The organism is Roseivirga spongicola (assembly GCF_001592965.1).
Taxonomy (GTDB): domain Bacteria; phylum Bacteroidota; class Bacteroidia; order Cytophagales; family Cyclobacteriaceae; genus Roseivirga; species Roseivirga spongicola.
In genome coordinates this window covers 368,003-386,356 of sequence record NZ_LRPC01000001.1, presented here as the reverse complement: position 1 = coordinate 386,356, position 18,354 = coordinate 368,003, and the positions used below count along the sequence as shown (strand labels likewise).

The window sequence follows — 18,354 nt, the reverse complement described above, 5'->3', positions numbered from 1 at the left end:
TAATTACAAAAACATGAAAACGAAAATATTGATACTAATAGCCTTATTTACATTAGGGGCCAGCATGCTCAATGCTCAAATTAGCAATGAAGTCAAAGCTGTAGAACAAGTATTGAAAGACTACAAAAAGGGGCTGGAAAGCCTAAAAATTACTGGCCTTTCTGACCTTTTTACCACCGACTCACAAATATTTGAATCGGGAGGTGTGGAAGGTACATTTGTCCACTACCTGGAGCATCATTTGGGGCCGGAACTTGGTCAATTCAAATCTTTCAAGTTCTCGGATTATAAAGTAGAGACAAAGCTGGATCTACCTTATGCTTTTACTACCGAAACCTACATCTACACCATAGTATTACCCGAAGGCGATAGAACAATAAAGAAATCAGGTGTGGCCACTTCTATTCTAAAGAAGGAAAATGGGGAATGGAAAATAATGATGACCCATACCTCTTCAAGAAATGCCAAATAATTAACCCAGATCGACATGGATTTTATACCAGATTGGGCTCCGAACTTGCATCCAATGATCATCCACTTTCCAATAGCATTATGGATGTTGGCGGTCCTGTTCGATTTTTCTTTGGTTTTCAGAACTAAAGAATGGCTTAGAAGGGCTGCTATATGGATGTATGTTATAGGAGCCATTTCAGCTTTGGCAGCTTTTCTAAGTGGTAGCCAGGCCATTGACTTGGTTTCTGTACCCATGCAAGGGGAGGTAACAGCCAGCAAGCATTCTGACTGGGCACATTATACGCTGTATTACCTGGGTGGCTATGCCCTGCTGCGATTATTTATCTTTTGGCAGCGACTCGATAAGAAAAAATGGGTGCTGATCCTTCTGTTCATACTTGGTGCAACGGGCATGGTGCTGGTTGCCAAAACAGCCGATCTGGGAGGAAAGCTGGTCTATAAGTATGGAGTGGGTACAGCAAAATAATTTTAACGAAAATCTAATTACATCAACGATGAAAAAAGGAACAACAATAGTTTATACAGTACTGTTTTTAGCGGGCATTTTGAGTTTGAGCTCCTGTAACGGTAAAAAGAAGACCGATAGCTCATCTATGCCTGAACATGAGGAAGCTTCGGCTCACCATCAACCCGAGAATGAGACTGCCGAGCATGCACATGGTGAAGAAATGGGTGGACATGCACATGGCGAGGAAGCACCGGACAATGGAGGTTCCAGTATTTGGACTCCTAGCGGTGATGCTGTTGCCTTGCTGGCCTCAGACTTTCACTACATAACAGGAGCAACGCAGAACATTGCACCTAAAATGGTGCAAACCGAAGGTGTTAGTACACTGGAACTTACGGCAGATGGAACTCCAACAGCCTTTGTATTCCACAAAACCTACGGCAACATTGGTATGATTGCCGCTGTTGATCCCAGCAATTTTAATGGAACATTGAAACTGATACACCATGCCAAAAGCACTGAGAATTATGAGTTTGTATCAATAAATGGTAACCACCTGAAGTTGGGGAGAATTGTAAATGGAAAGGAAACCATTTTTGATGAGGGTGATTTTGAAAGCACATCCGGCTGGATAAACCTTCGTGCATCTGCCGCTGGGACACACTTTAAAGGTTACCTCAACGATAAGATGGTTACGCATGGTCATGGCGACAAAATGCCAAACGGATTTGTTGGGATCATGCTAGAGGGTACCGGAAAACTAATGTTGCGTTCAATTGAAATTGCGCAGTTAGAAGACGAATAACCCTTGAGTAAAGGTGAGGTTGCAAAGTGCAGCCTTGCCTCTCATAATCAATATCCATAGTTGAACAGTTACCAATTAAAGACATTGAAGAATGAAAACATTACAAATATACGCCAGCCATTTGAAAGCCATTCGCTATATCTGCTTCCTATATATCCTATCGCTTGGCTACGTTTCCATCGCCCACGCCCAAACAGATACTGTCACATATCATTTGACCATTCGGAAAGAAATGGTGGACAAAGCCGGTAAGCAGGTTATGGGGATGACTTTGAATGGTGGAATCCCTGGTCCAACGCTTACTTTTAAAGAAGGGGGCTACGCTGTGATCTATGTGAAGAATGAAATGGATGTGGAGACTTCAATACACTGGCACGGGCTCTTACTTCCTAATTTTTATGATGGTGTTCCTTATCTTACCACACCTCCCATAGAGCCCGGGCATACCCAAAAGTATGAGTTTCCCCTGAGGCAGTCTGGTACATATTGGTACCACTCCCATACCATGCTCCAGGAACAGAGCGGGGTATATGGTTCTATCGTTATTCAGCCTAAGGAAAAAAGCCTTCAATATGAAAAAGAACTTGTGGTCGTTCTGTCTGACTGGACAAATGAAAAACCTCATAACATTCTACGCTTTTTAAGGGGCGGGACCGAGTGGTACAACATAAAAAAAGGCACGGCAACCCCGCTCAATCAAGTAATAGCAAGAGGGGGGCTGAAAGCCCAATTGAATTTTTGGAAACAACGGATGGAAGGAGCTGACATTGCAGACATTTACTACCCTGCTTTTTTAACCAACGGAGCCACAACCCAAGAATACCCGGATTTTAAGCCGGGAGAAAAAGTCAGGCTCAGGGTGATTAATGGTGCTGCCTCAACGTCATTCTGGATGACATTTGGAGGAGAATCCCCAACCTTGGTCTCTGCGGATGGTCTTGATGTTGTGCCGGTAAAACATGATAAAACCTTTATAGGAGTAGCCGAAACCTACGATTTTATCGTCACCATACCTGAGCAAGGAAAAATTGAGTTCCGGGCTACCGCTCAAGACGGTTCCGGCCAAACCTCTGCATTCCTTGGACAGGGAAATGTAATTCTTGCGCCAGACGTACCCAGGCCTGATAAAATAGGAATGATGATGAAAATGGCCGAAATGGACATGAAAATGGGTGCGCCTGCACTCAAGTTTAATCCCAAAAAAGACGAACCCTACAAAATGATGGAAAAGTGGGGAATGCAAATGAAAGACGAAATGGGGGCCATGCAGGAAATGGATCATGGCATGCATGGTGCTCATTCAAAAAACCAGATGGGCAGCATGAATATGGCTAAAGATACAACCATGGCACATCATAACATGGATGAGATGGATATGGCAGATGAAGAAGGAAAAATGCAGAACATGGAAGGTATGTCTATGTTTTCAGAATATAATTACGATTATCTAAAAGCGCCTGAAAAGACCACTTACTCTCCCGATTTACCAGTAAAAGAGATTCTACTCAATCTAACAGGAAACATGCAAAGGTACATTTGGAGTTTGAACGGCATTCCTCTGTCCGAAACCGACAAAATAAAAATCAATGGTGGGGAAGTGACCAGAATTACCTTTAACAACCTCACCATGATGCATCACCCTATGCACTTGCATGGCCATTTCTTTAGGGTAATCAATGAAAATGGCGAATACTCACCGTTAAAACACACAGTAAATGTGCCCCCAATGCAAAAAATAACCATTGAGTTTTATGGTAGTGAAGAAACAGGGGACTGGTTCTTTCACTGTCATATCCTTTACCATATGATGTCGGGAATGGCGCGCATTGTCAGTTACGATACTCCAAGAGATCCAAGGATGGATGAGTATCCGGTGTCTAAGTTGATTGATGAAACCGATCAATACTATTCTTTCAATATGCTCGATATGGCCTCTCATATGACGGCAATCAATTTAAGCACTGCTAATATTCGAAATCAATTTAACCTCTCTGCAGAATATGGTTGGAACAACAATTTTGAAGCAGAGTTCACCTATGAGCGGTATTTATATGACTACCTTACTGTATTTGCTGGTATTAATGTTGAAAACACTGTTCCTGAAAGCTTGGACGACACCAATACCACGGCTGTAGCTGGTATACGCTACTTAACCCCCTACCTGTTCAGCCTGGACGCACGTCTGGACAATGAGCTCAGGCCTAGAATAAGTTTGGCCAGATCAGTCATGGTTTTTCCAAAGGTCTCCCTATTTGGCTATTATGAATATCAGGCCGATTTTGGTTTAGTGAACGACTTCGAGAATGGTGCCAACTATTCCGATGAAGTGGTTTGGAGCGCAGGGGCTGAGTATATGCTTTCCAAGAATGTTTCGCTTGTAGGTAGCTATGATAATCGCTTCGGTATGGGGGCTGGTCTATCAATAAGATTTTAAATCAGAGTAGAATGGATCAATACAACAAAAATAGCCTCTCGCTTACTGGGGCAGTTGCTTTGGGAACTGGCGTTATGATTGGGGCCGGTATATTCGCTTTGTTAGGTCAGGTGGCAGAACTATCGGGAACATTCTTCCCTGTCGCTTTTATATTTGGCTCGATCATTTCTGGTTTCAGTGCCTACTCCTACATCAAAGTATCCAATAAATATCCTTCGGCTGGAGGAATAGCAATGATCCTGAAAAAATCATATGGTAAAACCACCATAACAGCCGCTGCTTCTTTGCTCATGGCATTTTCAATGATCATCAACGAAAGCCTTGTCGCCAGAACTTTCGGTACATATGTACTACAATTGTTTGATGTGGACAATTCGGAACTCCTTGTACCGATTCTCGCAGTTGCTTTAATCGTAATTGCCTTTTTGGTCAATATTTCAGGCAATAACTTTATCGGGAAAAGTTCACTCGTAATGGCCATTCTAAAGATTGGCGGTATAGTAATTTTTGCTTTAGGAGGCCTTTGGGCAACCGGGTTTTCATTGGATGATGTGGTAGAGGCCCAAAAGTCAGAAAATTATTCCGCTGTTAGTTATCTTGGTGCTTTGGCACTTTCTATTCTTGCCTTCAAAGGATTTACGACAATTACCAATAGTGGGGGAGAAATAACCAAGCCGAACAAAAATGTTGGGCGGGCCATTATCATTTCATTGGCCATCTGCTTGGTCACCTACATGCTTGTTGCACTTGCAGTTTCAGCCAATTTAACTATCCCTGAAATAATAGAAGCAAAAGATTATGCGTTGGCCGAGGCAGCACGCCCGGCATTTGGTAAATACGGGGTATGGTTTACAGTCGGCATTGCAATTATTGCTACAGTTTCAGGCATTATAGCCAGTATTTTTGCAGTTTCAAGAATGACGGCAATGCTTACAGATATGGGTTTGATTCCTCATAGCCACTTTGGAATGCCTGGAGGAATTCAAAAACACATGTTGGTTTATATTGCTGTAATCGCGATTGTTCTTGCCATATTTTTTGACCTTAGCAGAATAGCCAGCCTTGGAGCTATTTTTTACCTAACCATGGACATTATTATTCATTGGGGAGTGTTGAGATACCTTCGCAAGGAAGTAAATGCTAAAGCTCCAATTGTCGTAACCGCAATAATACTGGATAGTGTAGTCCTTGGAGCATTTTTGTGGTTAAAGGCAACATCCGACCAACTTATCATTTATGTGGGGCTTATTTCAATGATCCTTATCTTCATAGGAGAAAAATGGTTTCTGAAAACCAAGAATATTTCCTTCTAATTATGAAAGCAAAAACATGAAACATACCTACCAAATTACCGGAATGACCTGCAGCGGTTGCAGAAATCATGTAGAGCAAACCCTCAAAGAAGTGCAGGGTATTTCTGATGTTTCTGTGGATTTGGAACAACAAGAAGCCACAGTTTACATGAAAGAGCATGTTTCGATTGAAACATTAAAAGAAGCACTCAAAAATGACGGTGGCCGCTATGGCATCCACCTTCCCGGAACTTACAAAAAAGAATCTAAACCTATGCCCGAAATCAAAAAACGGGATAGGGGTGAGAAGGGAAAGTATTATTGTCCTATGCTCTGTGAAGGAGATAAAAAATATGACAAGCCGGGTGACTGCCCTAAGTGCGGTATGGATTTGGAAAAGGAAAAATCAGTATCGGAAACGGTAGAATACACATGCCCTATGCACCCAGAGGTTGTTCAAAGTGGCCCGGGGAGCTGTCCTAAATGCGGTATGGATCTTGAGCCGAGAAAAACAACCGGCAATGATGAACAGGAAGAGTTTAGAGCCTATAAAGTCATGCTTAACAAGTTCTGGGTTTCCGTCATATTTACATTACCTGTACTATTTATTGCCATGAGTGAAATGGTTGGTATTTCACTATCAGGTATTGCCAGCCATAAAACCTGGGGCTGGGTTCAGTTTGTACTCAGTACTCCTGTCATTTTTTATGCCTGCCGAAGCTTCTTTATTAGAGGTTTTAAATCAATCATCCACCGTTCTCCAAACATGTGGACACTCATAACGCTGGGAGCTGGTTCGGCTTACATTTTCAGTATTGTCGCCTTACTCTTTCCTGAGATATTCCCCGACCAGTTTAAATCAGAAGGTGGTGCCGTTCATCTCTATTTTGAGGCAGCAGTGGTCATTCTTACCTTGATTTTATTGGGTCAACTAATGGAAGCAAAAGCGAGGAGCCAAACGAACTCGGCCATTAAAGAGTTACTCAATCTGGTACCACCTGAGGCTACAGTCATTCGCAATGGCGAAGAAGTTACCATCCCCCTCGAACACGTCAAGCTGAATGACATTATTAAAATCAAACCGGGGGAAAAGATCCCTGTTGATGGGGAAATTACACAGGGCAATAGCGCCATTGATGAGTCCATGCTCACGGGGGAGCCCGTTCCCGTAGAGAAGAAAGTTGGAGATGGTGTGATTGGAGGCACAATAAATGGCACTAGCGCTTTTCAAATGAAAGCCCTGAAAGTGGGAAGTGATACGCTGCTTTCGCAAATCATTGAGATGGTAAATAAGGCCAGCCGGACCAAAGCACCAATTCAAAATTTGGCCGATAGAGTGTCAGGCTACTTTGTGCCTATTGTGGTGGTAATTGCCCTCGTTTGCTTTACTGTTTGGGCCATTTGGGGACCAGATCCAAGATTTGTGTACGCCTTTACCAGTGCCGTCACAGTTTTAATAATTGCTTGCCCCTGTGCTCTAGGCCTTGCCACACCAATGTCTATTATGGTTGGAACAGGGAAGGGGGCCAAACAGGGCATATTGGTCAAAGATGCCAAAGCAATTGAGGAAATGCACAAGGTCACTACCTTGGTGGTTGACAAAACGGGCACCATTACACAGGGCAAGCCATCCTTGCAAAATGTGCAATCCATTTCGGAGAATTATGGCGAAGACGATATACTGAGAATAGCAGCTTCTTTAGAATCTAGCAGTGAGCATCCTTTGGCACATGCCATTGTTGTTGCCGCAGAGAAAAAAGGATTTAAACCTCAAAAAATAGACAATTTCAACTCCATTACCGGTAAGGGAATAATGGCAATTACAGAAGGAAAAGAGGTGGCCATAGGGAATAAAAAATTGCTGGAAGAATTTGACATTAAGCTGGAAACTGAACAAGACAAAGATGTAGAGAAAAGACAGCTAGAGGGCGAAACCGTGATGTTTGTGGTAATTGATAAGAAAATTACCGGGTTTATTGGTGTATCGGACCCAATCAAAGAAACATCTGCATCTGCCATTAAACATTTACAAGATCAGGGGCTTGAGGTGATCATGTTGACCGGTGACAATAAAAATACAGCCAAAGCAGTAGCCGATAAACTAGGGTTGGATGGATATGAAGCAGATTTGTTGCCAGAAAATAAATACGAAAAAGTCAAGGCATTGCAAGAAGCTGGAAAAATAGTGGCGATGGCTGGCGATGGGATCAATGATGCTCCAGCATTGGCACAAGCTAATGTGGGAATTGCCATGGGCACCGGAACAGATGTTGCCATTGAAAGTTCCAGCCTGACTTTAGTAAAAGGGGAACTCGATGGCATAGCAAGGGCTAGAAAGCTGAGCACAGACGTTATGCGAAACATCAAGCAGAATTTATTCTTCGCCTTTGTTTATAACGTGCTGGGAGTACCCATTGCCGCAGGTATTCTATTCCCTGTATTTGGCCTTCTGTTAAGCCCGATGCTTGCTGCTTTAGCAATGAGTCTAAGTTCTGTAAGTGTCATAGGTAATAGTTTGAGGCTTAGAGGAAAATAAATTAGATAAACTCTACTGATAGATTAAGCCAAGCTTTTTATCAAAAATAAAAGTTTATCGCAAAACTGTACTGGATCACTGACGCCCTAAGTATTTCACACCTCCCCATTTTCTTTCCTTAGGCCGTCAATTGCTAAGCCCAAGAAATAAGCCAAGAGGAAACGGAATAAACAGGCATGGCCTTTTTTGAGCGTTGGCTTTATGCCGTAGTCTCTTGGTGTTTACTTGGGTGGGGCTAACTTAGCCTATTCGGAAAGAAGGATGCTGGTTTGAAGAGATAGATTGAGTAGTGCCGTATGGAAAGGATTGAGCTTGTATAAATTGGACAATTAGTCCTTAAACTGCTATTTATAACTAATCTAAATTATCTTGTTAGATACCGGTGTCAACCTTTAAAACAGTATTGATGAGCTTAAAATTGAACCAAATTAGCCCAAAGTGGTCTTTTCGAAATAAGATTCAAGATAATTGTTGTTAAAAAGCTCTTATAGAAGAGGCTAAGGTCTTGTATATCTGTAGATTACTGCTTAATATCAGGCATTGGAGTTTAAAACACCCTATTATGTGGGTAACTTTGTGGATAAGTATGCCTTAAATGTGGATAATTTCAGGAAGAAGAATATCAGATTATGAATCCATTTCCTTACTTTTTCCGTATATTTCAATACATTCTCTATAGAAATACTGGGAATTGTAGGTTATATATAGAAAAATGTTAGGCGTTTCGGCTCAAATTTGTAATTTCGGCACAAATTTGAATTGAGGCACCTGACAATGGGGAATAAGAAAGAAAAAAAGATAACGTTTAACGTAACCAGTGATCTCTTAAAGCTTGTAGATAATATCATTAATGATAAGGCTACAAAGCCAAATTCAAAATCGCAATTCTGTACGGAAGCGATTATGGAATACGCTCAAAGGAGTCATAAAGAGCATTGGGAAGAATACGTTAATGGCTATGACAAAAAGAAATCGTAACACACATCATAAAATGAATTTGATAGAAGACATAAAGAGCATATTTCAGGTGGTTAGCGAAAGGCCAAAGGAAGTAATTATAGATGATGTTTATAAGATATTGCTTCTTAATTTGGCTAATAATCAGATAGATCAGCCCTTTGCCAATGGAAACGGAAAGCATGCAGAATTTGCGCTAACTCAGATTTTTGAAAAGGCAAAAGATGAGGTATACATTTTTGCTGATAGTTTACATAGTGAAACTGGAGAACGGTCGTATGCATATTTGAATTCAATCAAGCAGTTTTTAGTAAAAAACCCCATGTCCCGTTTGAGCATTGTGCTTGAAAATGATGTTGATATTTCCGAATCCCTGAATTTCATCAAGGCTCTGAAATCGAGATTTCAGGACAGAATTAGTATTTCTAAATTGCCTCTTAATTATAATAGCTTCAGTTTAACTACGGATAATCAAAAATTCCATTTCACCATTGCCGACGATAGAATGGTAAGATTTGAATATGACATACAGAAAAGAAAGGCTACGTTAAATTTTAACGATCCAGATTTTTATGCTTCTTTAAAGCAATGTTTTGATAAATATCAATATGATTCAGTGCCTATTGCTGAAGATTATGATCAATATGTTTTGAAGTCTATGGACAATCTGAGAAAAGAATTTTCAATCTAGTTCTTCCTTTCGTCACGCACATTTCATTAAATGGATTTTTCGTATGAAAAGTATAGTACTCTTTTCAGCATATTATGTGTTGTAAATGTAGGTTTAGCTATACCAAGATTATTAACAGACTTAATTAGAGCATCCTCAAAAAGGTTCTCTGATGAGGATCTCAAAACAATCGTTAAATCATTGAACCTTGGCGATGAGCTTGTTGAGGATTTAAATGATTATTTCAAGGCTGAATCAGATCGACATATTAAAAGCTTTTGCTACTGTGCAATCGGTGCCTTTGTTGCTCTTTTTTTACTTTTAAGTCAATTAGGTCAAATTCCATTTATGGCTATATCCTTGGCGACCATAAATTATTTGGTGGTCTCATCAATGTTATCAAAAAAGAAACTGGGAAGAAAAAAGGGTTTTCGGAGATTTTACTATTTGGTTCTTCTAATTCTAATAATAAGAGGCCTATTTCCTCCGCTCAGATTGGATAATTATCTAAATAATATCTTTGAGGGACTAGCCATAAATTTACATTACCTCGTACTTCTTTTTTGGGTTAGCTCACTACTCTATCCAACAATACGCTTATTGCTTAAGACCCAGCATATCACTATTCGCCTATCAAAGCATGAAAGGGAGCCCAAAATCAAAGAATATTATGACGTCGGTAAGTATGCTAGAAAGGAAGCTATTAAAGGAGATGGCTCAAAATAGAACCTTAATCGCGGTTTTCTTTACTGTTACATCTGGCCTTATCAAAATTGTGCTTGAATAGACTTGGTTCAGGCTGTTTGGATTCTTTAAAGTCTTTAGAAAGACTATTATTGGCATTGTAGTGAGCTTTCGCCTTTTCTATAATGTCATCCCTTAATTCCTGATCCTGGCTTTCATAACCAAGTTTGATTTGCTCATAAGGTGCTTGTTGTAGCCCTGCCTGAACACCCATCGAGTAGTTTAAGGATGCCTTTTCACGAACCTCTTCGCGTTTTCTAAGTTCCTCTATGTACTCCTTTTCAATCTTCTGTATGCCGAATGATTCTTCAGGTGTTCTGCTGTACTTATTTATCATATCCAGCCTGTTTCTTAATTCATGATCTGTTAAACCTGCCTTTTCAACTTTCTTGCTGTCATTCGCGGAGGGGATTTGAGTTGGTGCTAAATGGTCTTCCTTTTGATCTGGAGTCTTTTTCATGTTCAGTGGGTTAAAATGATTTAATGCATAAGATTTTCTCCTTCGAGTGTGATTTTTTCAATAAAAACGGATGACTCTCCATCATCCTTTCCGCAAGGGTGGGTTTTGATGTAGGTTAGAACCTCCTTGGATAGAGCATCCTCAATGGCAGATAATCCTCTACCGAAAATTGTGATTTGAACCTCATAGGCTTTAATGATCAGCTCCTGATTGCCCTTAAGGATAAAAATGGGAAGAAGAGAGTAGGGAATGCTATATCGTTCGCCACTTCTCATATGAATATGGAAACGCTTCACTGCCTCGTCAGAATGTGCCACTGCATAGGGCTGATAATCCTGCAATGAAACCGAATGCCCATTATTATTCATGTCCCTTTGGTTTTGGCTGGTTTGAAATACCTGGTGAAGCCCGTTGTGTTCTTCTTCTGGTCTGCTCATGTTCCCTTATCTTCTCATTGAGAGAACGATGGTGATTTCTTTGATTTCTCACCAAAGTTTGTTGCTGCTGTCGCTGTGCTATTTCATGCGCACTTATTCGTTGCTCACTTTTGGCTATTGCTTTTTTCAATTCTGCCTTTTCAGGAGTAAAGAGCTTTGCGGAATGCTTTCCTCTACTTACTGAAACATAGAGACCTTCTCTTGATAAATTTCCATTGGAAGGATCAACTGAAATAAGGACATGATCGGCATCTTTTCCTTGGCTTGCATGTGATGTATCACATGCGGAATAACGGATATGTCCTATGTCTTTGGATAATGTTTTTCCATTGGAAAGCTTAATATCACCTGCTTTGGTGAAGCCAGTTACAGAATAAGATGTGCCGTTTAAAGCTTTCGAGCCTTGCTGTGTTTTGGTGTTTATCGTGAGCCTGATCTGATCGCCTTTGGCTAAATGGATTTTTGATTGCTGGTAGACTTCAAATCTATCGGCATGTTCCAAAGGTAATTTCTTGACAGTGCCGGTCTTCTTATCCTTTACCTTTAGTTCATCGGGTTTCTTACCTGGTATGACTTCAAATTCAACACCGGCACGATAATCACCTTTGCTATTGGAAATAAACCTCAGAACCATACCTGGCTCGTAATTGGCCTTCAGTTTTTTCTCGTCTTCTGTGTAGGATAAAGTCTGTAATCTGTTGAATTCACGTTCTTTTCCTTTTATCATCCCTTCGTGCTTTTGCTTCTGACGAATTATGTTATTCACCTGATTGAGCTCTTTATGAGTTGGGCTAATTACAAGGCAGGATTTCTTGGATTTAATGGTGTCTAGATACATATCTGCCAGCTTATCCAGCCTTTTATCCTTATCAGGCTCTTCAATAATACCTCCTAATTTGTCCAGCTTTTTGAAGCCCTCGTATGTTCTATGCTTGGCCAGTGATTGGACAACTGAGCGATAGGGCTCGTTTTGCTGTCGAACTACTTTATTGACCGTAACGGTTTGGACCTGTGATTTCTCAATCAGATGCCTCAAAGAGTCGCCATATTGTGCTGGTGGAGCATGTTGAGAGGTGTCGCCCGACATAATTAACCGGGCATTCTTTTCTTTGGCAATTGTCAGAATTTGATTGGTAACCTTGGTACCGCACATCCCTGCTTCGTCAACCAGTATTACCTGTCCAAATACTTTCTCTTGAAGAGTTTTGTTCTGAAGAAATCCGGCAATGGTCTCTGCTTTGAAGCCTTTACTTCTAAGTACGGAAACGGCTTGAGAGGAGGGCGCAAGACTGAATAGTTGCTTGCCCGTTAGAGCTACTGCATCCCTTACCTCAGTTAACAATGATGTTTTTCCTACACCGGCACTCCCTTTCAAGACCGTTATAAAATCTCTTGAATTGAGTATTTGCTTAATCGCATTTTTCTGCTGATCGTTCAATAGGTGTTGCTTAGGCGAGTAGTTCTGAAAGATTGGAGCGAAAGCACCTTTTCCTTCATTGGCTCGCATGACAAGTTCAGACTCTTGCCTGATCATGTCCTTTGTTGTTAGAAAGGGGACTGTGTCAATTTCAGCTTTGATAATGTCATCTCTTCTGGTTAGAGCCGCTTTGACATCTTCGGGTAGTAAAGTGCCGTAGCCCAATTTGAGGGCGTATGCCAGGACATCACTTTGCTTAAATGCGGAGTTCCTTTCACAATGGTGTTGAATTGATTTTTCAATAGCTAAGTCAGCTGAAATACTATCTCTTTTATCAATCGTCTGATTCTTCAATTTGAATAGAGCTTCAAATTCCTTTTCGCTCAGTCGGCTCTTCCAGTGCTCGTATTGCTCTTCTTCTCCGACTACTTTGGCTTTCGCATTTCTGGTGAGAAGGGCGAGTTTGGACTTGCTGGACTTATTCGAGATACCTTTTTCCAAGGCAACCTGATCGATTGTCTTTGTTCTATTTGAAAAAAGCATGATTTGTTCGCGACTGATGCCAACAAGCTCGAAACGATCACGGGTTATCCTTGTCCTAAAGCCTAATTTTTCAAGATTCTTGGCTAAGTATGAGTGGTAGGCAGCTTCGAAATATTTGGCCTGTCGATGAACTGAATTGCCTAGCTCAAGGGCCTGAAACCGGTTATTGATATGGCTAAATGTTACGTTCGGGATTAGACAGTGTGTATGTATCTGAGGATCTGATACATATATAATTTCCCCATCCTTTTTGACCTCACACGGTCTGCTTAAAAAATGGTCAAAATTTGCAATTAGGAGTTCTCCACATGTCTCCCATCCTCTTTGAGTCGCTGAATTATGCTGACTCTGGGCGTTTGCCTCGATCTCCACTAAAACAGTTTTATATGCCTGAATATGACATTGATGGATGGCTTCATTCCTGGTCAATCCATAAAGCAATGATACGCTCTTGGGAACGGAGAAAGTGAAATCATAATAGCTTCTGGCGTTATCCACCTTTCTTACTTTGAACCTGATATCTGAATTTGGAACCTGTCCTCTACCAAAGCTGATAAAATCTGATCTTTTGACCTGGACACCGTCATAGCCAATCCGCTTACTGATTTTTCCAAACCAGGTCGCCTTGACCACATGCTCTAAATAATAAGCACTTTCATGGGAAAGGTTGATATAGTAATCGGATGCAGATTTCACATCCTTGAAAACATTAATTCCAAGCATCGTTCTTCTGTTTGTATGTGGGTGATTTGTACTGAGTCGCTGGATAGAGTCCGGCTGTTGATAGAAAGTTTGTATCTGTTTTTGACTTACACGTCAAGGTTGTAAAAAGACCTCATGATGCATTCAAATAAGCCTGTCGATTAAGTTGAGCTGTTTTGGATTTGATCTGGTTAAAGAATTCGGCAGATGACATCAAAAAGCAGAATAACCCAAAAGTATGGTCTTGTACTTCCGTCCAAAAGTAGTATCCAATGGATACCGTGATCCCACATTCAACAAAAGCGTTAACTACAAACTCGTTGGCTTTCAGCTTTAGACGTCCTTTTGTTAATCTTTTGATTTTTGAAAAAAGTTTGTTTAACCCTAAGAGGATCCAGCTTTCACCAGATTTGCTCATGTCATCCGGATTGCCTTTTCCGATGTAAATCATGGTTGTGTTCACTAGGCCAGTCAAAAGCATTATACCTGAGTACACAAGAAGTGGCAGACTGCGTATGTCAAGAAAGGCCCACGAATAGAGAGTATCCCAATCATAAAAAAATGGCAGAATTGGCAACATCAGTAGTGAAATGGAGCCTAAGGCCAGATATGAATGTTCCGAGTTTGCGATTAGAGCAAGTCCCACTGAACTGAATGTGAGAATTATACCTTGGTTCAATAATCCAAATTGATTGCGGTACACGGTGTTTTGGCAATTAGCAAGCGCGGCTGTAGTAAACTCTATCCATTGACCCAAAAGCCTTAAAAGAGCCAGGGATGGGTTGCTGAATAGAAGTTTGTAAACCTCAGTCTTCGTGGCTCCGAAAATGATTGAACTATCACCGAAACATTTCTTTCGGGGTTTGATGTCTTGATTTGATTTTTTGGTGATCATAGCTGTGAAGGTTTGATTTTGAGAAGACAAAGCGATCCAAGGCAAGGCCTTTACCAAGCCTTGGAAAGTACTTTGAATAGATAGTGAGGGGGGTTAGTAGCTAGGTCGTATCGAAACGATCAGGCCATGCTCCTCAAAGAAGCGTCTCCAGAATTTAGCGGCTTCATAGCTGACCAGATAGTATTCCGGGCATATTAAGATAATCTCAGTACCCTTGAATTCATCTGAAATAGGTTCTGATGCGACCAGTAAGCTTTTGAGTTTCTCATAGTCAGTTTGAAGTTTCTCGGGTTGCTTTAAATAGTCTCCCATTTCCAGAATTACTGAAGATTCTAAATAATCAGCCATTACTATCATTTTTCGATGCTGGGCAGAATGATCCATTTGGGATAAACCATTCAGCATTCCTCTATAGAGGTTACTTATTTGATCATTGGCATTACGGGATAGTAGATCATTGGTTTGCTGCTTGGATAGATTGTAAAAGGTATTAACCTCGTTAATTCTATCCTTTCTAGGGTTCAGCATCCATATCTTAGATTCTAACTCCGCTTTACTCACAATAGGTAGATATGACTTGCCCATGTAAGAGAAATAAATTCTGGCGCCAATATTGGTTGGTGAGTTCTCCTCAATTCCCATCTCTTTCATAAGTGCAGAATGTAAGATATCCCCGATCAAACTACTTTTTGAATCTTCGTATGATTTTGATACATCAATGAGCAGAACATACTCATAACTGTCTCCTATTAAAGGGTCTCTGTCCTGGCAAGAGGTTGCTATGATTGATATTAGTAGCATTGCCCCGATCAGGGACAATGCATTGAAAAGGTTTTCATTTGATAGTTTCATGGATATAAAGTTTTAAGGATTGAATAGTTAGGCTACTTCATCAAAGTCATAATAGCCTCTTTTAATTTCAGCAATTACCTCTCTTTCGAGATGTTCAACTGACTTTAACTCAGCCTCTTTCTCTTTTGACAATTTTTCAATTCTGTTTGAGGTGGAAGCAATGCTTTTGTTGAGTGATTCAACTTTGTTATTCATAATTACCTGGGCTTTAATGACCAATTGATCTTGCGCTCTGGTTAGGTCGTTTTTTAACTGGACTTTACTTCCTTTGAGGGTATTAATTTTATTAGTCAGAAAGGCTATGAGTCTGGGGATTCTGAATTTCTCTTCATCAATGGCATAACCATACGAGAAAAGAATGCCGACCATAAAAACGAGAAGAATGATCAGGCCGAAACCAAAGTCGACTTGTTTACTTACAAGGTATAGCACCATACCCAAGCCAACCATGAATGATACAATTGCTCTTTTCCATCTTTTGAGAGCCAAAGACTTCCCTATGAACTGTGCCAGCTTCATTTCTACAATGCTCATGCACAATGAAAGGATCAAACCGAAGAGGTAGATCCCTCCTGAAAATTCCTCGAATGTGGGGCGATTCAAGACAGTGCATAAAATGACATACACTATCACAACAAACCAGTATGACTTTCTGTACACACTGCTGTTTCCGGTGGTTTCTAATTCATTTATCATTATTGTATTCGTTTTGGAGTTCTAATAATCTTACTGTAGTATTTTGAAGGTCATCCTGAACCTTAGTCAGCTCCACCATTAATTTTGTGACATTTTGATGGTCTGCCTCTGGGAGGGTATTAATGATCATTTGGAGGTAAGCATTAGGGTCGGCATTGATTTTTTCTAACTCTTGTTCGTCTGCCTTTAAGGAGTTTTTGCTTTCAATTATTTGCTGGTCATAAATTGAAGAGGTAGTAATCTTCAATTCAGACATGGCAGTTTGGGCCTGGGAGATAACTTCTTTGTCTGCTATATTTTTTGAGGCACTATCAAAAGACTTTCTCCGCCATTCGGCAATCACTTTGGACTTGGATAGCCTCTGATACTTATCTCTTTTTTTGGACTCCTCTTCATTACCACCTTGCAGTATGAGAAGTAGCCACTGTTTCAATGTTAGTCTTAGTTTCATATCCTTTTTCAAGATTGGTTTTGACAAATATGGTTTGTTTGAATCAATAAAAACAATTCTAAATAACTGATTTACAGTCATTTAGAGTTTTTAAATGGATTTATCGAGTACTATTGGATTTTTAAAATCCAATCTGGATTTTTTGGATTTAATTGGATAGTTTTCGAAAAACTAAGTGCACACATATGAAAAATGAGCAGCTATTAGACTCTATCTTAGAATACAGTGAAATCGTAGGAAAACAGGAAGGTGGATGGTGGAAATATGAAGAATGGTATAGGAAATCTAATTTTAAGTCATGGTCACGGACCTATTGTTATTATCTCGTCCGGGCCGCACGCTCTCACAAGGGTGAAATATCATTTTCCAAATTAAATGCTCGAGAAAAAGGCTTCTATGAGAAGATATCCGTAGAGGGGCCGAAATTCATTGAAGTAGCAAAGACATTTATTGCAGAGAGTGGAAGGGATAATTTCGTTGATAAAAAATGGTTTTTTTATTTTCTATCTGTAGCGGAAAGAAAAAGTAAACACCTGAAAATAGCTAGGGCTTTATTGGAAACTTCAATTGGAAATGTAGCAGAGTTGGAAAACGTTGTTGATGGTTTCAGCAAAGACTATTCTGGGACTTATGAAATAATCAAAGGGAATAGGAAGGTTATATATTTTGATTTAAAAGATGATCCAGTTAACACTACACGTGAACTTCATATAAAGGCAGTATATATGAATCCTAATGATGAGATAATGTTAGGGACTTATACAACTTATGATGAACAGTTTGTTTACTCAGGTCTAATAGTACTTCACCAGATTACGAATGAAAAATTCAGTGAAGATGAGATGAAACCAATTCTTTGTTCCTATAGGTTAAACTCAAAGGCGTTTATAGCTATTCCTGAAGCGATCAAACAATATCTTTCATTAAAGAAAAGGAACTATAGAAGCGTTCCCAGAACCGTGCCTAGCCTTGATGAGTTACAAGTATACTTAGATGAGTATGTGCCTTTAAAGAATAAGAAAAATAGGTTTCTTGAGCTGGAAATACCTAGAGTATATTTGGCAACACCTCAAGGTTCATCTAAACAAAATGGTTCTTCAGAAAAGGTCGGCCAACCCCAAAATGTAGATAAACTGATTTTGGAAATTGAAGGTGCGTTGAAAAATGAAAAAGTGCAGCTTATTAGTAAGCAGACTGATTCCAATATGCCTGCCAGTGATTTAAAATCAATAGATAGCCTAAAATTGTTAAAGAGAACAAGGTTTTTTATTCTGGTAATTACTAATGTTAATAAGGCATCATATTCTCTAGTTCAACTAGGTTGGGCATTGGCACACTGCAAGTATATAATGCTTATATATAATGATTTATATGTCTCAGACAGGATCAAATCAATAAGTACTAATGTAATCAATAAGCATATCTATAAATCTTTGTCTTCCGAGAAAGAAAGAAGAGAAATTGCAAACGCAATTAGAACATTCGTTCACGACAATATGGAAAAATTTGTTGACAGCAATTTGGAAAAGGATTAGACTAAA

At 40.0% G+C, this 18,354-nt stretch carries 16 protein-coding genes; 9 read left to right on the top strand and 7 right to left on the bottom strand.

All coding sequences use genetic code 11. The features are described 5' to 3' along the window. Nucleotides 1–13: 13 nt before the first annotated feature. The 8 genes from AWW68_RS01690 to AWW68_RS01650 all read left to right on the top strand — a co-directional run bounded on the left by AWW68_RS01690 (nucleotide 14) and on the right by AWW68_RS01650 (nucleotide 10,342). Entirely contained in the window at nucleotides 14–472 is a 459-nt protein-coding gene (locus AWW68_RS01690) for a YybH family protein (RefSeq protein ID WP_068215916.1), read from the top strand. A 15-nt stretch (nucleotides 473–487) separates the two neighbouring features. Beyond that, nucleotides 488–940: a DUF2231 domain-containing protein gene (locus tag AWW68_RS01685; protein WP_084375537.1), complete on the top strand. Its 453-nt coding sequence runs from the start codon at nucleotides 488–490 to the stop codon at nucleotides 938–940. 28 nt (nucleotides 941–968) lie between these two features. Continuing rightward, on the top strand, nucleotides 969–1,727 hold the full coding sequence (locus AWW68_RS01680; RefSeq protein WP_068215913.1) for a hypothetical protein: 759 nt from the start codon (nucleotides 969–971) through the stop codon (nucleotides 1,725–1,727). 91 nt (nucleotides 1,728–1,818) lie between these two features. Then, nucleotides 1,819–4,161 (top strand): multicopper oxidase domain-containing protein, encoded by a 2,343-nt coding sequence (locus tag AWW68_RS01675; protein ID WP_084375536.1) that lies wholly within the window; start codon nucleotides 1,819–1,821, stop codon nucleotides 4,159–4,161. An 11-nt stretch (nucleotides 4,162–4,172) separates the two neighbouring features. Next, nucleotides 4,173–5,474 (top strand): APC family permease, encoded by a 1,302-nt coding sequence (locus AWW68_RS01670; RefSeq protein WP_068215909.1) that lies wholly within the window; start codon nucleotides 4,173–4,175, stop codon nucleotides 5,472–5,474. A 16-nt stretch (nucleotides 5,475–5,490) separates the two neighbouring features. Beyond that, on the top strand, nucleotides 5,491–7,989 hold the full coding sequence (locus AWW68_RS01665; RefSeq protein WP_068215908.1) for a heavy metal translocating P-type ATPase: 2,499 nt from the start codon (nucleotides 5,491–5,493) through the stop codon (nucleotides 7,987–7,989). A gap of 991 nt (nucleotides 7,990–8,980) precedes the next feature. Beyond that, the gene (locus AWW68_RS01655; protein WP_221405961.1) at nucleotides 8,981–9,637 is read left to right on the top strand and encodes a hypothetical protein; all 657 of its coding nucleotides are present in this window, start codon (nucleotides 8,981–8,983) and stop codon (nucleotides 9,635–9,637) included. 30 nt (nucleotides 9,638–9,667) lie between these two features. Further along, a complete protein-coding gene (locus AWW68_RS01650; protein WP_068215898.1) occupies nucleotides 9,668–10,342 on the top strand; it encodes a hypothetical protein in 675 nt (224 codons plus the stop codon). Between the two features lie 4 nt (nucleotides 10,343–10,346). Here the strand turns inward: AWW68_RS01650 and AWW68_RS01645 are convergent, their stop codons facing one another. From AWW68_RS01645 to AWW68_RS01615, 7 genes are all read right to left on the bottom strand, one after another. Further along, on the bottom strand, nucleotides 10,347–10,820 hold the full coding sequence (locus tag AWW68_RS01645; RefSeq protein WP_068215896.1) for a hypothetical protein: 474 nt from the start codon (nucleotides 10,818–10,820) through the stop codon (nucleotides 10,347–10,349). Between the two features lie 20 nt (nucleotides 10,821–10,840). Beyond that, the gene (locus AWW68_RS01640; protein WP_068215894.1) at nucleotides 10,841–11,188 is read right to left on the bottom strand and encodes a hypothetical protein; all 348 of its coding nucleotides are present in this window, start codon (nucleotides 11,186–11,188) and stop codon (nucleotides 10,841–10,843) included. Next, entirely contained in the window at nucleotides 11,181–13,940 is a 2,760-nt protein-coding gene (mobF, locus tag AWW68_RS01635; RefSeq protein ID WP_068215892.1) for a MobF family relaxase, read from the bottom strand. The genes AWW68_RS01640 and mobF overlap by 8 nt, the downstream gene beginning before the upstream one ends. Before the next feature lie 112 nt (nucleotides 13,941–14,052). Next, nucleotides 14,053–14,814: a hypothetical protein gene (locus tag AWW68_RS01630; RefSeq protein WP_068215890.1), complete on the bottom strand. Its 762-nt coding sequence runs from the start codon at nucleotides 14,812–14,814 to the stop codon at nucleotides 14,053–14,055. 93 nt (nucleotides 14,815–14,907) lie between these two features. After that, nucleotides 14,908–15,666, bottom strand: coding sequence for a hypothetical protein (locus AWW68_RS01625; protein WP_068215888.1), 759 nt, complete (start codon nucleotides 15,664–15,666; stop codon nucleotides 14,908–14,910). A gap of 27 nt (nucleotides 15,667–15,693) precedes the next feature. Beyond that, the gene (locus AWW68_RS01620; protein WP_157717482.1) at nucleotides 15,694–16,362 is read right to left on the bottom strand and encodes a hypothetical protein; all 669 of its coding nucleotides are present in this window, start codon (nucleotides 16,360–16,362) and stop codon (nucleotides 15,694–15,696) included. After that, the gene (locus AWW68_RS01615; protein ID WP_157717481.1) at nucleotides 16,352–16,813 is read right to left on the bottom strand and encodes a hypothetical protein; all 462 of its coding nucleotides are present in this window, start codon (nucleotides 16,811–16,813) and stop codon (nucleotides 16,352–16,354) included. The genes AWW68_RS01620 and AWW68_RS01615 overlap by 11 nt, the downstream gene beginning before the upstream one ends. Before the next feature lie 185 nt (nucleotides 16,814–16,998). Here AWW68_RS01615 and AWW68_RS01610 point away from each other — a divergent pair, with 185 nt between their 5' ends. Next, nucleotides 16,999–18,348 (top strand): hypothetical protein, encoded by a 1,350-nt coding sequence (locus AWW68_RS01610; protein WP_068215882.1) that lies wholly within the window; start codon nucleotides 16,999–17,001, stop codon nucleotides 18,346–18,348. Nucleotides 18,349–18,354 lie beyond the last annotated feature (6 nt).

Excerpts from the sequence above, each read along its gene's own strand:
- AWW68_RS01690 (WP_068215916.1), top strand. The coding sequence starts at position 14 with ATGAAAACGAAAATATTGATACTAATAGCCTTATTTACATTAGGGGCC.
- AWW68_RS01640 (WP_068215894.1), bottom strand. The coding sequence starts at position 11,188 with ATGAATAATAATGGGCATTCGGTTTCATTGCAGGATTATCAGCCCTAT.
- AWW68_RS01665 (WP_068215908.1), top strand. The coding sequence starts at position 5,491 with ATGAAACATACCTACCAAATTACCGGAATGACCTGCAGCGGTTGCAGA.
- AWW68_RS01620 (WP_157717482.1), bottom strand. The coding sequence starts at position 16,362 with ATGATAAATGAATTAGAAACCACCGGAAACAGCAGTGTGTACAGAAAG.
- AWW68_RS01670 (WP_068215909.1), top strand. The coding sequence starts at position 4,173 with ATGGATCAATACAACAAAAATAGCCTCTCGCTTACTGGGGCAGTTGCT.
- AWW68_RS01655 (WP_221405961.1), top strand. The coding sequence starts at position 8,981 with ATGAATTTGATAGAAGACATAAAGAGCATATTTCAGGTGGTTAGCGAA.
- mobF (WP_068215892.1), bottom strand. The coding sequence starts at position 13,940 with ATGCTTGGAATTAATGTTTTCAAGGATGTGAAATCTGCATCCGATTAC.
- AWW68_RS01630 (WP_068215890.1), bottom strand. The coding sequence starts at position 14,814 with ATGATCACCAAAAAATCAAATCAAGACATCAAACCCCGAAAGAAATGT.
- AWW68_RS01680 (WP_068215913.1), top strand. The coding sequence starts at position 969 with ATGAAAAAAGGAACAACAATAGTTTATACAGTACTGTTTTTAGCGGGC.
- AWW68_RS01610 (WP_068215882.1), top strand. The coding sequence starts at position 16,999 with ATGAAAAATGAGCAGCTATTAGACTCTATCTTAGAATACAGTGAAATC.
- AWW68_RS01685 (WP_084375537.1), top strand. The coding sequence starts at position 488 with ATGGATTTTATACCAGATTGGGCTCCGAACTTGCATCCAATGATCATC.
- AWW68_RS01645 (WP_068215896.1), bottom strand. The coding sequence starts at position 10,820 with ATGAAAAAGACTCCAGATCAAAAGGAAGACCATTTAGCACCAACTCAA.
- AWW68_RS01615 (WP_157717481.1), bottom strand. The coding sequence starts at position 16,813 with ATGAAACTAAGACTAACATTGAAACAGTGGCTACTTCTCATACTGCAA.
- AWW68_RS01650 (WP_068215898.1), top strand. The coding sequence starts at position 9,668 with ATGGATTTTTCGTATGAAAAGTATAGTACTCTTTTCAGCATATTATGT.
- AWW68_RS01625 (WP_068215888.1), bottom strand. The coding sequence starts at position 15,666 with ATGAAACTATCAAATGAAAACCTTTTCAATGCATTGTCCCTGATCGGG.
- AWW68_RS01675 (WP_084375536.1), top strand. The coding sequence starts at position 1,819 with ATGAAAACATTACAAATATACGCCAGCCATTTGAAAGCCATTCGCTAT.